Origin of the sequence: Cribrihabitans marinus, assembly GCF_900109035.1 — a bacterium.
Lineage (GTDB): Bacteria > Pseudomonadota > Alphaproteobacteria > Rhodobacterales > Rhodobacteraceae > Cribrihabitans > Cribrihabitans marinus.
Genome location: NZ_FNYD01000003.1, coordinates 332,273 through 347,073, shown reverse-complemented (window position 1 = coordinate 347,073; position 14,801 = coordinate 332,273). Strand labels below are relative to the sequence as shown.

Annotated in this window: 15 protein-coding genes; 12 read left to right on the top strand and 3 right to left on the bottom strand. The window is 65.2% G+C overall.

Translation table 11 applies throughout. The features are described from left to right. The 3 genes from BMX57_RS06635 to BMX57_RS06625 all read right to left on the bottom strand — a co-directional run bounded on the left by BMX57_RS06635 (position 1) and on the right by BMX57_RS06625 (position 3,727). Positions 1–1,506 (bottom strand): sugar ABC transporter ATP-binding protein, encoded by a 1,506-nt coding sequence (locus BMX57_RS06635; RefSeq protein ID WP_092363968.1) that lies wholly within the window; start codon positions 1,504–1,506, stop codon positions 1–3. 10 nt (positions 1,507–1,516) lie between these two features. After that, positions 1,517–2,515, bottom strand: a complete 999-nt coding sequence (locus tag BMX57_RS06630; protein ID WP_229724198.1) for an ABC transporter permease — start codon at positions 2,513–2,515, stop codon at positions 1,517–1,519. 99 nt (positions 2,516–2,614) lie between these two features. Beyond that, positions 2,615–3,727 (bottom strand): sugar ABC transporter substrate-binding protein, encoded by a 1,113-nt coding sequence (locus tag BMX57_RS06625; RefSeq protein ID WP_092363965.1) that lies wholly within the window; start codon positions 3,725–3,727, stop codon positions 2,615–2,617. Positions 3,728–3,991: 264 nt separating this feature from the next. Here BMX57_RS06625 and BMX57_RS06620 point away from each other — a divergent pair, with 264 nt between their 5' ends. The 12 genes from BMX57_RS06620 (at position 3,992) to BMX57_RS06565 (ending at position 14,797) form a co-directional block, all read left to right on the top strand. After that, positions 3,992–4,633 (top strand): TetR/AcrR family transcriptional regulator, encoded by a 642-nt coding sequence (locus BMX57_RS06620; RefSeq protein ID WP_092363962.1) that lies wholly within the window; start codon positions 3,992–3,994, stop codon positions 4,631–4,633. Between the two features lie 420 nt (positions 4,634–5,053). Next, complete coding sequence (gene napF, locus BMX57_RS06615) at positions 5,054–5,560, top strand: ferredoxin-type protein NapF (protein ID WP_092363959.1); 507 nt, start codon at positions 5,054–5,056, stop codon at positions 5,558–5,560. Then, positions 5,557–5,829, top strand: coding sequence for a chaperone NapD (locus BMX57_RS06610; RefSeq protein WP_092363956.1), 273 nt, complete (start codon positions 5,557–5,559; stop codon positions 5,827–5,829). Before napF ends, BMX57_RS06610 begins: the two co-directional genes overlap by 4 nt. A 3-nt stretch (positions 5,830–5,832) precedes the next feature. Next, positions 5,833–8,325, top strand: a complete 2,493-nt coding sequence (gene napA / locus BMX57_RS06605; protein WP_092363953.1) for a nitrate reductase catalytic subunit NapA — start codon at positions 5,833–5,835, stop codon at positions 8,323–8,325. Between the two features lie 23 nt (positions 8,326–8,348). Continuing rightward, the gene (gene napG / locus BMX57_RS06600; protein ID WP_092363950.1) at positions 8,349–9,167 is read left to right on the top strand and encodes a ferredoxin-type protein NapG; all 819 of its coding nucleotides are present in this window, start codon (positions 8,349–8,351) and stop codon (positions 9,165–9,167) included. After that, positions 9,164–10,069 (top strand): quinol dehydrogenase ferredoxin subunit NapH, encoded by a 906-nt coding sequence (napH, locus tag BMX57_RS06595; RefSeq protein WP_092363947.1) that lies wholly within the window; start codon positions 9,164–9,166, stop codon positions 10,067–10,069. Before napG ends, napH begins: the two co-directional genes overlap by 4 nt. 22 nt (positions 10,070–10,091) lie before the next feature. After that, on the top strand, positions 10,092–10,535 hold the full coding sequence (locus BMX57_RS06590) for a nitrate reductase cytochrome c-type subunit (protein ID WP_092363944.1): 444 nt from the start codon (positions 10,092–10,094) through the stop codon (positions 10,533–10,535). Between the two features lie 24 nt (positions 10,536–10,559). Next, complete coding sequence (locus BMX57_RS06585; protein WP_092363941.1) at positions 10,560–11,273, top strand: NapC/NirT family cytochrome c; 714 nt, start codon at positions 10,560–10,562, stop codon at positions 11,271–11,273. Positions 11,274–11,339: 66 nt separating this feature from the next. After that, entirely contained in the window at positions 11,340–11,606 is a 267-nt protein-coding gene (locus BMX57_RS06580) for a hypothetical protein (RefSeq protein WP_092363938.1), read from the top strand. Positions 11,607–11,831: 225 nt separating this feature from the next. Next, positions 11,832–12,653, top strand: a complete 822-nt coding sequence (locus tag BMX57_RS06575) for a hypothetical protein (protein ID WP_092363935.1) — start codon at positions 11,832–11,834, stop codon at positions 12,651–12,653. Positions 12,654–12,826: 173 nt separating this feature from the next. Next, positions 12,827–13,858, top strand: coding sequence for an alcohol dehydrogenase catalytic domain-containing protein (locus BMX57_RS06570; RefSeq protein WP_092363932.1), 1,032 nt, complete (start codon positions 12,827–12,829; stop codon positions 13,856–13,858). Between the two features lie 63 nt (positions 13,859–13,921). Continuing rightward, a complete protein-coding gene (locus tag BMX57_RS06565; protein ID WP_092363929.1) occupies positions 13,922–14,797 on the top strand; it encodes a branched-chain amino acid ABC transporter permease in 876 nt (291 codons plus the stop codon). Positions 14,798–14,801 lie beyond the last annotated feature (4 nt).

Sequence of the window (14,801 nt, the reverse complement as noted above, 5' to 3'; positions counted from 1 at the left end):
TCAGATCATGTGATGCACGAGGTCATAAAGCGTGGGCTTGTCGCCCGGAGACCCGTCAAAGCGCTTCTGGAAGATGCCGTCCTTGAGCACGAGGATGGTGTGGCTCAGGCCGATCGCCTCTTCCAGCGTGTCCGCCACTAGGACGATGCCGGCGCCGGCATCGCTCATCTCGCGCACCATGTCATAGACATCCTCCTTTGCGCCGATATCGAGGCCGCGCGTCGGGTGATCCAGCAGGATGATGTCGGACCCGCCCGAGCGCCACTTGGCCAAAACGACCTTCTGCTGGTTGCCGCCCGACAGGCCGCCGCAATCCTTGTAGACATCCGGCGTCTTGATCCCCAGCCGGTCGATCCAGTGCTGCGCAAGCGCCTTTTCCTCGCCGATCCGCAAAACGCCGCCCGAGGCGTATCTGCGCATTTGGCTCAGCGTCATGTTCTCGTAGACGTTCATGCCGTTCACGATGCCCTCGACCTTGCGCTCGCGCGGGACATAGCCGACGCCGCGCGCGACCGCCTGCTGGGCGTTGGCCCGAGCATAGGGCGCGCCCTTGACCAGAACCGTGCCGGTGCTCGGCTGCTCCAGCCCGAAGATCGTGCGCAGGATCGCCTCGCGCCCGGACCCTTCCGTGCCGACCAGGCACAGAACCTCGCCCGGGTGCAGATCGAAGGAGATCTCGCTGAACTTTCCGGCTACGCCGACGCCGTCGAAACTGACCAGGGTTTGCGAGGGGTCGTAGGGCTTCTGCTTCTGCTCGCGATAGTATTCCTTGTCGACATCGCGGCCGACCATCTTGTGCTGGATCCTGTCGACCTCGGCGGTGCCCTGCGCCACCACGTCGACCACCGCGCCATCCTTCATCACATAGATCCGGTCCGAGAGCTCAAGCACCTCGTCCAGCCGGTGCGACACAAAGATGAACGAGGCCCGGCTGGTCAGTTCGCGCACCAGTCCGAACAGCAGCTCGACCTCTTCCTTGGCCAGGACCGAGGTCGGCTCGTCGAGCAGGATGACCAGATCGCCGTCGATCCGCTCTTCCAGCGTCAGCACCTTCGCCAGTTCGACAAGCTGGCGCTGCGCGAAGGACAGCTTGGAGGTCGTCATGGACGGGTCGATATCCATCTTGACCTTGCGCAGCTGGTGGCGCGCGGCCTCGGCCATCGCCTTCCAGTCGATCACGCCCCAGCGCACGAATTGCTGTTCGAAGCCCAGAAAGATGTTTTCCATCACCGTCAGGTTGGTGATCAGCGACTGTTCCTGGAACACCATGCCGATGCCATGCTCCATCGCCTGCCGGGGGTTCTGGAACCGCACGGTCTTGCCGTCGATGGTGACGGTGCCGCCATCCGGCTGATAGGCGCCATAGATCACCTTCATCAGGGTGGACTTGCCGGCGCCGTTCTCGCCGACCAGCCCCACAATCTCGCCGCGCCCGATGGTGAAATCCACAGCCTTGAGCGCATGGACCCCGGGAAACCGCTTGTCGACCTGGTTGAGTTGATACATCCGCCCGCCCCTATTTCACGAAGCTGATCGACCGGCGGTCGGTCGAGAGGATCACCGCGAGGATCACCAGGATGCCCAGCACCGCGTCCTGCACGTATCCGGGCAGGCCGATCACAACCATGCCGTTGCCGATGACAAAGACGATCAGCACACCGACCAGCGTGTTCCAGACGCCCCCGATCCCGCCCCAGAGCGCGGTGCCGCCGACGACGACCGCGGTGATCGACAGGAACATGAAGTTGTTGCCGGTCGCGGTCTCGGCGATCCCGATGCGCCCCACGGCCAGCAATGCCCCGACGGAAAAGAACACGCCGGCGAGGGTGAAGCCCATGATCCGGACGCGATTGACGTTCAGGCCCGAGGCGGTCGCCAGATCCTCGCCGCCGCCGACGGCATAGAAGTTGCGGCCCAGCGTGGTGCGCGTCTGGATGAACCAGGCCACCAGCAGGAACAGCCCGGCGACATAGACCATCAGCGGAAAGCCAAGCGCACGCTCGGTCAGAAGCCCGCGATAGAGCTCGTCCTCGATGCGGATCCGGTCGCCCCCGGTCATCACCATGGCCAGGCCGGTTCCGACAAAACCCATCGCCAGCGAGGCCATGAAGGAGGGGATCTTCAGCTTGACATGCACAAGCCCGTTGATGAACCCCAGCGCCGCCCCCACGAGCATGGCCAGCGGGATCGCCAGCCAGGCCCAGCTGGCCAAGGTGCCGCCCAGCCACAGGAAGCAGAAGGCGAAGGTGACGGCACAGACCGACACGGTGCCCTCCATCGACAGGTCGATGGAGCCCATGAGGATGATGAAGGTCACGCCGATCGCCACCATCAGCGCGGGCGACGCGGCGATCAGGATGCGCGCGAAGTTCCGGGTCGACAGGAAGCGCGGCTCCATCAGCGCGAAGAAGGCGCAGAGGACCAGCAGAACCAGCAGCGGCGCCCACTTGACCAGCGCTTCGCGTCCCAGTGCCGCGGAAACGCGCGTCTTTCCGGATGTTTCGGTGATGGCCAAGCTGCTGTCTCCCCAAAGCGGCGGCGCATGAATGATCCCTTGCCCGGGGCGTGGGACCGGGCCGACCGGGCACGGGACCCGGCCGGCCTTGTCGGGATCCTACTTGTAGACGATCGGGCCGTTCGACGGCCCCCAGAAGTCGGTCCAGTCATAGGTCGGCACGCTGTCGAGATAGTTGGCCTTGAACTCCAGCGCGTCGTCGGGCTGCACCAGGATCGTCGGGCCATAGAACTCGCGGTGTTCTTTGGGCTCTTCGGACGGTTTGAAATGGCCAATGGCCGCGTGATAGGCGAGCGAAGCGGTGATGCCGCCGCCCCAATGCGGGTTGGTGAACACGGTTGCCAGGATCTTCTTGTCGGCCACCAGCTGCACCGCCTGCGGGTTGCCGTCATAGGACACGATGGGCATGTCCTCGATGCCTTCGGCCCGCAGCGCCTCGAGCACGCCGTAGGCGATGGTGTCGTTGGCGCAATGCACGCCGGTGATCTCGTCGCCATAGCGGGTCAGGAAGGCCGACATGACCTGGTTGGCCTTCTGCGTGTCCCAATCCGCCGGCTCGGCGGCCAGCAGCTCGACATCGGGATAGTCCTTGAGCGCGTTCTTGAGACCCTGCAGGCGTTCGATCGCCGGGTTGTTCGACGCGATGCCGCCCAGATGCACCACGCCGCCCTTGCCGCCCATCGCCTCCAGCAGGATGCGCGCGGTCTGCTCGGCGGGACCTTCGTCGGACCAGCTCATATGGCTCACGTAGTTGTCGCCGAAATCCCACGGGTGCAGGTCGTCGGTCTTGTTCCACAGGGTCGAGACATAGGCCCCGGATGCGGCCACAGCCTCGACCACGGGACGCGCGTTGGGTGCGTCGTTGGTGTCGATGGCCAGCGCCAGGTTGCCGTCGGTCTTGGCCAGGATCGCCTTCACATCGGCCAGCGACTTTTCCGAGGACCCCTCGTTGATCAGGTGGGTCAATGCGTCCCTGGACATGCCCAGGCTTTCCACGAAGGCCTCGCCGCCGGACACGATCTCGTTCCAGTAGGGATTGGTGCGGTTGCGATAGGACCAGGCGATGGTCGGATCGGTCAGCGCGGCCCGCGCCATGCTTGGCCCCAGCGCGCCCAGGGCCGCCGCACCACCCAGCCCATAGGCCGAGGCGAACAGAAAGTTCCGGCGGTTGATTTTCTCTCTTTCGATGAAATCCTTGATGAATGTGGACATGGTTTTCCTCCCTAATCGGCGCGAAGCCGTCGTCATCGATCCACGTGCCGTCCACCTCTCGAACACGTCCGGCCCTGGATTCGATTCCACCGGATAGAAGCAAACAACGCACTAACTAGTTACTTTCTTTACTGCGGAGTCGTCAAGCCCTATGGTGGGTTTGGGCCACGCCTGTCACGGCCGGCGCCCAGAGCAACTCTTTGGCGTGAAGCGACCGGATGTGTGACCGGCACCGCGCCGCAGGAACGGGAATGGGTGAGGTCGATGGCGACGGGATCAGCGAAGAAGATGCGCGATGCGGACGCCACGCGGGCCCGCATCCTGGCCGCGGCGAAAAAGGAGTTCGCCAAAAGGGGTCTGGGCGGCGCGCGGGTCGATGAAATCGCCGACCGCGCCAAGGCCAACAAGCGGATGATCTACCACTATTTCGGCAACAAGGAGGATCTGTTCCGCATCGTCGTCGAAGAGGCCTATGTCGATATCCGGACCGCCGAACAGACCCTGGAGCTTGAGCATCTGCCCGCCCGCGAGGCGTTGGAGAAACTGGTGCGCTTCACCTGGGACTATTACCTCAAGAACCCGGAATTCATCACGCTGGTGAACAGCGAGAACCTGCACAAGGCGCGGCACCTGAAGAAATCGGAAAAGATCGAACAGCTGTTCCGGCGCTTTGTCGACATGGTTGGAGATCTGCTGGACCGCGGCGTCGAGGAAGGCGTGTTCCGCCCCGGCATCGATCCGGTCCAGCTGAACATCACCATTGCGGCCATCGGGTATTACTACATCACCAACCGCTTCACCGGCTCCATCGTCTTTCAACGCGACCTGATGGCGCCCGAGGCGCTGCAGGAACGGCTGGAGTTCAACATCGAGACGATCATGCGCCTGGTCTGCGTCTCTCCCTGACCGACACGTCCGGCGGGGCCGTCGTCCCGATCCGCCGCACCCGTTTTGCGGGAGGTCGGCCGACCGAACCAGGCGTTCGATTCGGATGTGGAACACGACGGCCGACCGGATTCCCCCTGGGGAATGGCACACAAAAAATCGAATTCCGCGGCGCGCGCGAAACCCCACCCATAGCGGCGTTTCACTGAGCCAAGGTGATTTCCCGCGTCGCCGCAGCATGGCTACAACCAAGGAAACACTTGAAAAACGCGCCGCGTCCGGTGATCCTTCCACAAGATGACGGGCCGTTTTGGACCCCAGAACCAGGCCCGCAAAACAGTCAATGGTTGAGCGCATCGCAACCAAAGCGGATGGATGCGCGTCCGGTTATCCGAAGCCGTTCCATCCGCGCCCGAAGCCAATCAGCCAACGGGGAGCGACATGGCCACCAGACACAGCCGGCGAAACCTGTTGCGCGGCCGGTTCCGGAAAACCGAAACACCGGCCATCCACCCGCCCGGCGCCCAACCGGACTTCGGGAACATCTGCGATGAGTGCGGCGACTGCATCAACGCCTGCCCCGAGGCTATTCTGATTTCCTCCAGCCGAGGCCCGGTGGTCGACTTTTCGCGCGGCGGCTGCACCTTCTGCGGCGAATGCGCCCGCGCCTGCCCCACCGGCGCGCTGCAGGAGGCGCTGGTTCCCGACTGGCCCTGGCGCGCCGAGGTGGGCGCGAAATGCCTCGCGTTCCAGGGCGTGTCCTGCCGCGCCTGCGAGGATGCCTGCGACCGCCGGGCCATCCGATTCCGACTGATGACCGCCGGCCGGGCGGTTCCCGTCATTGATCAGGATCAATGCAACGGGTGCGGCGAATGTGCATTTGTCTGCCCAGCACTGGCAATTGGTCTCGAGATTTCCCAAGCGTGTGAAAGGACCGTGACGACATGAACATTTGCGGATGCCTGGTCCATGTCACGCCGGATGCGGTGACGCGGGTCGCCGAACAGATGAACGCGATCGAAGGCGTGGAGGTCCACGCGACATCCGAGGACGGCCACCTGGTCGTGGTTGTCGAGGACACTCCGAATGAATCCGCGTCGAACCTCATCATGTCGCTGCACCAGATACCCGGCGTCCTCTCGTTGACGCTCAACTACCATCATTTCGAAGACCCTTCTCAACAGGCGCCGGACACGGCGCTTCAGCCGGAGAACTGACCCATGACAATTTCGGAATCCCGCCGGACGTTCCTGAAGGCCACCGCCGCGGCCAGCACCGCTGCCGCCGCCGGCATCCCGCTTGCCACCGGGCAGGCCGTGGCGCAGACCTCGGGCGGCGACATCCGATGGGACAAGGCGCCCTGCCGCTTCTGCGGCACCGGCTGCTCGGTTCTGGTCGGCACCAAGGAAGGCCGCGTCGTCGCCACCCAGGGCGACCCCGACGCGCCGGTCAATCGCGGGCTGAACTGCATCAAGGGCTACTTCCTGTCCAAGGTCATGTATGGCGCCGACCGCCTGACCACGCCGCTTCTGCGGAAATCGAACGGTGTCTATGACAAGAACGGCGAGTTCGAACCGGTCAGCTGGGACGAGGCCTTCGACATCATGGCCCGGAAATGGAAAGAGGCGCTGGCCAAGAAGGGCCCGACCTCGATCGGCATGTTCGGCTCGGGCCAGTGGACCGTCTGGGAGGGTTACGCCGCCGCCAAGTTCATGAAGGCCGGCCTGCGCACCAACAACATCGACCCCAACGCGCGGCACTGCATGGCCTCGGCCGTGGTCGGCTTCATCCGCGCCTTCGGCATCGACGAGCCGATGGGCTGCTATGACGACCTGGAGCACGCCGACACGTTCGTGCTCTGGGGTTCGAACATGGCCGAGATGCACCCGATCCTGTGGTCGCGTCTGACCGACACCCGCCTGACCAAGCCGGGATGCGAGGTGCATGTGCTCTCGACCTTCGAGCACCGCTCGTTCGAACTGGCCGACAACGGCATGGTCTTCAAGCCGCAGACCGACCTGGCGATCCTGAACTACATCGCCAACTACATCATCCAGAACGACGCCGTGAACCAGGAGTTCATGGACAAGCACGTCAACATCACCAGGACGGCCACCGATATCGGCTATGGCCTGCGCGACAACAACCCGCTGCAGATGGAGGCGGCCAACCCCAACTCGGGAAAGCTCGAACCGATGAGCTTCGAGGACTATGCCGCCGCCGTGTCCGAGTATACCGCGGAATACGTGTCCGAGCTGTCGGGCATTCCGGAGGCGCAGCTGGAAAGCCTGGCCCGGCAATATGCCGACCCGAACCGCAAGGTCATGTCGCTGTGGACGATGGGCTTCAACCAGCACACCCGCGGCTCCTGGGTGAACGGGCTGATGTACAACGTGCACCTGCTGACCGGCAAGATCTCGGAGCCGGGCAACTCGCCCTTCTCGCTCACCGGCCAGCCCTCGGCCTGCGGCACCGCGCGCGAGGTCGGAACCTTCGCGCACCGGCTGCCCGCCGACATGGTGGTGATGAACGACAAGCACCGCGAGATCTGCGAGACCGCCTGGAACGTGCCCGCCGGCACGATTCCGCCCAAGCCGGGCTTTCACGCCGTGCTGCAGAACCGAAAGCTGAACGACGGCGATCTGAACGCCTATTGGGTCCAGTGCAACAACAACATGCAGGCCGCGGCCAACATGAACGAAGAGGGTTTCCCCGGCTACCGGAATCCCGAGAACTTCATCACCGTTTCCGACCCCTATCCGACCGTCACCGCGATGGCCGCCGACCTGATCCTGCCCACCGCCATGTGGGTCGAGAAGGAAGGCGCCTATGGCAATGCCGAGCGCCGCACCCAGTTCTGGCGCCAGCAGGTCAAGGCGCCGGGCGAGGCGAAATCGGATATGTGGCAAGTGATGGAATTCGCCAAGCGCTTCACTGTCGAGGAAGCGTGGGGCGAGGAGCTGCTTGCCAAGAAGCCCGAGCTGCGCGGCAAGACCCTCTATGACGTGCTGTTCGCGAACGGCGTGGTCGACAAGTATCCGCTGTCGGAGACGGCCGAAGGGTTCGCCAACGACGACGCCGAGCATTTCGGCTACTACGTGCAGAAGGGCTTGTTCGAGGAATATGCCGAGTTCGGACGCGGCTACGCCCACGACCTGGCGCCGTTCGAGACCTATCACAAGACCCGCGGCCTGCGCTGGCCCGTGGTCGACGGCAAGGAAACGCTCTACCGCTTCCGCGAGGGCTATGACCCTTACGTTTCCGAAGGCGCGGGCGTGGAGTTCTATGGCAAGCCCGACGGCAAGGCCAACATCATCTTCGCGCCCTACGAAGAGGCCGCCGAGGCACCGGATGAGACCTATGACCTGTGGCTCTGCACCGGCCGCGTGCTGGAGCATTGGCACTCGGGCTCCATGACCCGCCGTGTGCCCGAGCTGCACCGGGCCTTCCCCTCGGCGCTGGTCTTCATGCATCCCGACGACGCCAGCGCGCGCGGGTTGCGCCGGGGCCAGGAGATCATGATCTCGACGCGCCGGGGCGAGATGCTCAGCCGGCTGGAGACCCGGGGCCGCAACAAGCCGCCCAAGGGTCTGGTTTTCGTGCCGTGGTTCGACGAGGGCCAGCTGATCAACAAGCTGACGCTGGACGCGACCTGTCCGCTTTCCAAGGAAACGGATTTCAAGAAATGCGCCTGCAAGGTCGAACGGGCCTGATCTGACCGCCGAGGAAGTCCGGAATGTCCGTCACCACGCACTCCATGTCCCCCCAGCGCCGGCGGTTTCTGATCGATACCGCGCGGATGGCGGGCGGCTGCGCGGTGGCGGGCTCCGCCCTCGCCTATCTGGCGCGGGATGCCCGCGCGCTCCCGGCCGAGGCTCTGCGCCCGCCCGGTGCGCTTGACGAGGAGGCATTTCTCTCGGCCTGCATCCGCTGCGGCCTCTGCGTCCGCGACTGCCCCTATGGCACGCTCAGCCTTGCGGATCTGGGCGAGGACGGTCCGGCCACCGGAACCCCCTATTTCACGGCGCGCGACGTGCCCTGCGAGATGTGCGACGACATCCCCTGTGTCGCCGCCTGCCCGACCGGCGCGCTCGATCCCGCGCTGGACGACATCGACGACGCGAAGATGGGCACCGCGGTGCTGGTCGACCAGGAGAACTGCCTGAACTTCCTCGGCCTGCGTTGCGACGTCTGCTACCGGGTCTGCCCGGTGATCGACAAGGCGATCACCCTGGAGGCGTCGCACAATCCCCGCTCGGGCCACCACGCGCTCTTTGCACCCACGGTCCATGCCGACCACTGCACCGGCTGCGGCGTCTGCGAGAAGAGCTGCGTGCTGCCCGAGGCCGCAATCAAGGTGCTGCCCGCCCGCCTGGCGCGCGGCAGCTCGGCGGACCATTACCGCAAGGGCTGGGAGGAGAAGGATGCCAAGGGCGCGCCGCTGGTCGAGGGCATCATCGACCTGCCCGACCGCCTGCCCGGGCCCGGCACCGACAACCTGGCCACGCCCGGCGGCTTCGAGCCCGCCTTCAAACTGCCGGGGGCAAGCCAATGAGCGCCCGGACGCATCTGGCCGTCGGTCAGGAGGCCATCGAGGCCAAGGGATGGTACGGCGCACATCGCTACCTGATCTTGCGCCGCGCCTCGCAGGTCTTCTTTCTGCTGCTCTTCCTGCTCGGCCCGTGGTTCGGCATCTGGTGGGTCACCGGAAATCTCGCCGGCTCGCGCAGCTTCGACCTGCTGCCGCTCACCGATCCGCTGATCCTGCTGCAAAGCGTTGTTGCCGGGCACCTCCCGGGGCTGACCGCGCTGATCGGCGCCGCGATCGTGGTGGCCGCCTATGCGCTGATCGGGGGGCGGGTCTATTGCTCGTGGGTCTGCCCGATCAACCCGGTCACCGACGCCGCGCACTGGCTGCATGACAAGCTGGGCCTGCCCAAGGGCTGGCAGCCGAAACGCGCAACCCGCTACTGGATCCTGGGCACCGTGCTGGCCGTGTCGGCCCTGACCGGAACCATCGCCTGGGAGTTGCTCAACCCCATCACCATGCTGCATCGCGGGCTGGTCTTCGGGATGGGCTTTGCCTGGGCGCTCGTCGCCGCGGTCTTTCTGTTCGACCTCGTGGTCTCGCGCCGCGGCTGGTGCGGCCATCTCTGCCCGGTCAGCGCCTTCTACGGCCTGCTCGGCGTCAAGAGCCTGCTCCGGGTCTCGGCGGTCAACCGGGCGGCCTGCGACGATTGCATGGACTGTTTCGCCGTCTGCCCCGAGAACCAGGTCATTTCCCCGGCGCTGCGCGGCAAGCCCGGGCAAAGCCCGGTGATCCTCTCGCCCGACTGCACCAATTGCGGGCGTTGCATCGACGTCTGTTCCGTCGATGTCTTCGCCTTCACCCATCGCTTCGATACCCGTGTCACCGAAACCCCGGCCGCCGGCCGGACCGAACAAACCGCCGCCTGAGCCATATCAAGGGAGAGCCAAGATGAAACTGCCGGTCATAGTGGGGGGTCTAGCCTTCGTCTCAACACTGGGCGTTGCCGGGCTGGCCCTGGCACAGTCCTCGGGACCCATTCAAAGCCTGCGCGGCGCCGATCTCGACGAAACGCGGCCGGCGGCCTCGAACTATCAGCATCTGGAGGGGCGCGAAGTGCGCAACTACCGCCAGCAGCCACCGCTCATCCCGCATTCGATGGAGCAATACCAGGTCGACCTGCGCACCAACCAGTGCCTGAGCTGTCACGACTGGACCAATGCCGGCGAGCGCGGCGCCCCGACCCTGTCGATGACCCACTATCTCGACCGTGACGGCAACCAGCTCGACAAGGTTGCAGGCACACGCTGGTTCTGCAGCCAGTGCCACGTGCCGCAGGCCAACGCACCCGCCTTGGTCGAAAACGAATTCCAGCCGTCCAACGTGTCGCGCTGACCAAAGATTGCGGGAGGTAACACCATGTCAAATCCTTCGGATCCCAAGCCGCCGCGCAAGGGCCTGATCCGCCGCCTCTGGAACGGGTTCTGGAGCCCGACCGGGGTAATCAGCATGGGTTTCCTGCTGATCGCGGGGTTCATTGCCGGCATCCTGTTCTGGGGCGCCTTCAACTGGTCGATGGATCTGACCAATACCGAGGAGTTCTGCGTCTCGTGTCACACGATGGAGACCAACCTCGGCGAGTATCGCGAGACGGTCCATTACAACAACCATTCCGGTGTGCGCGCGATCTGTTCGGACTGTCACGTGCCGCATGAATGGCAGTACAAGGTCAAGGCCAAGATCATGGCGGTCAAGGACGTCTATCACGAGGTGGTCGGCACCATCTCGACGCCCGAACAATACGAGGAACACCGCCTCAAGATGGCCTCGGCGGTCTGGCGCAAGATGAAGGCGAGCGACAGCCGCGAATGCCGCAACTGCCACGCCTTGGAATACATGGACTTCACCCTTCAGGAGACGCGGGCCGGCGAAAGCCACCAGAAGGCGATCGACGAGAACATGACCTGTATCGACTGCCACCAGGGCATCGCCCATGATCTCGCGCCCGGCTACATGGAGGAATACCAGAAGATCGTGGACGAGATCGCAGGCGAGCAGAGCGCCGCGGTCGGGGCACCGACAACGATCGATATCGCGGCCATCAGGGACTACCTTGCGATCGGCAAGGACTGACCACGCGACACCGCCGCCCCGACCCGGTCGGGGCGGCGCGAACTACTAAAAGAAAGGTTCACACAGATGCTCGGCTTTCTCGACTTCCTCGGCACCGTCGGCGGCAACATCCTCAGCCTGCCCGGGATTGTCGGCCTCGCGCTTGGCATGGCGACGCGCAACTGGATCGTCGCGGTGATCCTCGGGGCCGGCATCGGCGTGGTTCAAATGCTGCTGTTCGGCGGCATGCGCCCGACCCACGCGACATTTCCGGAATATGCCATCGCCATCGCTGTCGGCATCGCCGCCGCCCTGGTCGGCTGCGCGATCCGGCACAAGGGTGCGACGGTCTGACGGCCGGGCGCTTGGACCGCGAACACAGGCCAAGCGAAAACCGACACCTCACCAGAACCGATGAGCGGCCCGCCCGGACACTGGCGAGATCCCGCGTGCCTGGCAATCGGCCTTAGCGGGATTCAGCCTAACCATCGGTCGTGAAATCGGGTTTCCAGATTTTCCGCTGTAACGGGAACCGGAGCGTAACCATATCCGTTACACAAGAAAGTCCGGGAGTCAGACATGAACAAGACAGTTCTAGCCGTAATCGCGGTCGCCGTGCTGGGCATTGGCGGCTATTTCTACCTCAACGAGACCGGCACCAGCCTTGAGGAGGCCGTGCAGACCACCACCGAGACGGTTTCCGAAACCGCCGAAGACGCGGTGGAGACCGAACCGCAGGGCCTTGTCGACCAGGCCACGCAGGCGGCGGAATCCGCCTCGGACGCGATCAGCGGCACCGCCGACGACGCCGCCGAAGCCACCGAAACCGCCGCTCAGGAAGCCAGCGAAGCGGCCGAGGATCTTGCCACCGGCGCGGAAGAAGCGGCGCAGATCGCCGCCGACACCCTGGCCGAGACGGCGGATCAGGTGACCGAAAGCGCGGACAACGCCGCAGGTTCCATTGCCGACGCCGTCTCCGAAACGGCAGATCAAGACGGCGCGCAGGCCGAAAACACGACGGAGCCCGGTGCGGGCGCCGCGGACGAAACGGCCAGCACGGCGGGTGAGGCAACCGAGCCTGCAACCGGGACCGATACGAACACATTGTCCGAGTCGCTCGGCGACGCCATCGACCAGGGCTCGGACGCGTTGGCCGGCCTCACCGATCAGACGACCGGAACCCTTGGCGAGCCCGGCCTCGGGTTGACCGGCGGGCTGGGCGAGATCGGCGCCTTCACCAAGGAAGGCTTCGACTATGACAAGGCGCTGGCGATGCTCGAAGAGCGCGACCTGAGTTCCGAGGTGATGGACCGGGCCAAGGAGCTGCTGGCCGAGATGCGCGACAACCCCGACAGCTTCGCCGAGTCGCTGGCCAAGCTGAAGGAACTGATCAACGCCTGACGTGACCTGTATCGGCCGGCCCGTTCGCACGGGCTGGCCGATTTACGCGCAGGACGGTTTGACATCCCGCGCGGCCCCGTGATCTCGTGCCGTCACCAACCGAGAAACAGTGGAGCGCCCATGTCGATCATATCCCGAGACATCACCGTCGAGATCCGATCGCAGGTGCGCCCATGAGCGCCCTGCCCGAAACGATGCTGGCCCTGGTCCAGCGCCATGATGGATATTCGGACACCGCGACCGGGCCGGCCATCGAGGATGCCGCCCAGTGGCTGGAGGCGCGCGAGATCGCGCGGCCCGAGCCGGGACCGGGCCAGGTGCTGGTCCGGCTGCGCATGGCATCGGTCAACCCCTCGGACCTGCATTTCATCAAGGGCGAATACGGCCAGCCGCGCGTCAAGGACCAGCCGGCCGGGTTCGAGGGCTGCGGCGACGTGGTGGCCACCGGTGACGGCGCCGAGGCGCTGATGAACCAGCGGGTGGCCTTTGTCGCCGCCGGTGCCGGGGCCTGGGCCGAGTATGCGCTGGCCGACGCCCGAACCTGCATCCCGCTGCGCCCCGACATCTCGGATGCCGACGGCGCCGCGCAGATCGTCAACCCGATGACCGCGATGGCGATGGTCGACATCGCGCGCCAATCCGGCGAGGCATTCGTCCTGTCGGCCGCGACCAGCCAGCTGGGCAAGCTGATGTGCAGCCTGGGCCGCGACCTTGAACTGAAACCGATTGCCATGGTGCGACGCGAGGAGGCGGTCGAACCGCTGCGGGCGCTTGGCGCGCATGAAGTGCTGGTGACCGGCGATGCGCAGTTTTCCCGCAAGGCGGCGGATCTGTGCGGATCGCTCAAGCCGCGCGTGTTCCTCGATGCGGTGGCGGACCCGATTTCCGAGCAGGTCTTTGCCGCCATGCCCTCCGGCGCGCGCTGGATCATCTATGGCAAGCTGGGCGCGGAGAATCCCGAACTGACCCAGACCGGCCAGCTGATCTTCATGGGCAAGCGGATCGAGGGGTTCTGGCTGACCCGCTGGATGATGGACACAGCCCCGGAGGAGCAGATGCGCGTCGTGGGCGAGGTGCAGGCTCGCTTTGCCGACGGGCGCTGGCGCACCGACGTGTCCGACACGCTGCCGCTGCGGGACGTGGTGGCCAAACTTTCAGAATCGTTGAAGAAACCGGATGGAAAGGTGATGATCGTCCCGGGCTAGGGCGCGCGGCCACCGGGGAGGGTGGCGGCGGCGGGCAGAGCGGCCGCCACAGGGAGGACGGTGTTGGAGATTCTGCAGCTGTTGATCAGCGGGCTGGCGAATGGCTGCGTCTACGGCCTGATCGCGCTGGGCTTCGTGCTGATCTACAAGGCGACCGAGGCAGTCAATTTCGCCCAGGGCGACATCATGGTGCTGGGCGCCTTCGTCACCATCGGGCTGACCAATGCCGAGCATATGGGCCTGCCCTTCTGGGCCGCCCTGCCCGTCTCGATCGCGTTGCTGGCCGGGTTCGGCTATCTGGTGGAACGGCTGCTGATCCGGCCGATGTTCGGGCAGAGCCAGACCGCCGTGGTGATCCTGACCATCGCGCTGGGCTTCGTGATCCGGTTCGCCGTCGGACTGATCTGGGGCCATGACCCGCAAACCCTGCAGAACCCGCTGGCCGGTCGCGATCTGGCGCTTGCCGGGCTGGTCCTGGGGCTGGAGGACGTGGCGGTGATCGTGGTCACGCTGCTGCTGACCGGCAGCCTGTTCGCCTTCTTCAGTCGCACGCGCCTGGGCCTGGCGATGCAGGCGGCCTCGCAGAACCAGCTGGCCGCCTACTACATGGGCATCCCCGTGCGCCGGGTTCAGGGGCTGGTCTGGGCGCTGGCCGGCGCCGTGGCCTGCATCGCGGGCATCCTGTTCGCGGCCAAGGGCGCGGTCGATCCCAGCACCGGGCTGATGGGGATCAAGGCCTTTGCCGCGGCCGTGATCGGCGGCTTCGGCAGCCTGCCCGGCGCGCTGCTGGGCGGGCTGATCGTGGGCGTGATCGAACCCTTCGCCAGCCGCTACATCGCCGCGGGATACAGCCAGGTCGTGCCCTATGCACTTCTGATGGCAGTGCTGGTGTTCCGTCCGCACGGGCTGTTCAGCCAGATGCGCAGCAAGAAGGTCTGAGCCC

Bases quoted from the DNA above. Each gene is read 5' to 3' on its own strand.
- BMX57_RS06635 (WP_092363968.1), bottom strand. From the start codon at position 1,506: ATGTATCAACTCAACCAGGTCGACAAGCGGTTTCCCGGGGTCCATGCG.
- BMX57_RS06625 (WP_092363965.1), bottom strand. From the start codon at position 3,727: ATGTCCACATTCATCAAGGATTTCATCGAAAGAGAGAAAATCAACCGC.
- BMX57_RS06620 (WP_092363962.1), top strand. From the start codon at position 3,992: ATGGCGACGGGATCAGCGAAGAAGATGCGCGATGCGGACGCCACGCGG.
- napF (WP_092363959.1), top strand. From the start codon at position 5,054: ATGGCCACCAGACACAGCCGGCGAAACCTGTTGCGCGGCCGGTTCCGG.
- BMX57_RS06610 (WP_092363956.1), top strand. From the start codon at position 5,557: ATGAACATTTGCGGATGCCTGGTCCATGTCACGCCGGATGCGGTGACG.
- napA (WP_092363953.1), top strand. From the start codon at position 5,833: ATGACAATTTCGGAATCCCGCCGGACGTTCCTGAAGGCCACCGCCGCG.
- napG (WP_092363950.1), top strand. From the start codon at position 8,349: ATGTCCGTCACCACGCACTCCATGTCCCCCCAGCGCCGGCGGTTTCTG.
- napH (WP_092363947.1), top strand. From the start codon at position 9,164: ATGAGCGCCCGGACGCATCTGGCCGTCGGTCAGGAGGCCATCGAGGCC.
- BMX57_RS06590 (WP_092363944.1), top strand. From the start codon at position 10,092: ATGAAACTGCCGGTCATAGTGGGGGGTCTAGCCTTCGTCTCAACACTG.
- BMX57_RS06585 (WP_092363941.1), top strand. From the start codon at position 10,560: ATGTCAAATCCTTCGGATCCCAAGCCGCCGCGCAAGGGCCTGATCCGC.
- BMX57_RS06580 (WP_092363938.1), top strand. From the start codon at position 11,340: ATGCTCGGCTTTCTCGACTTCCTCGGCACCGTCGGCGGCAACATCCTC.
- BMX57_RS06575 (WP_092363935.1), top strand. From the start codon at position 11,832: ATGAACAAGACAGTTCTAGCCGTAATCGCGGTCGCCGTGCTGGGCATT.
- BMX57_RS06570 (WP_092363932.1), top strand. From the start codon at position 12,827: ATGAGCGCCCTGCCCGAAACGATGCTGGCCCTGGTCCAGCGCCATGAT.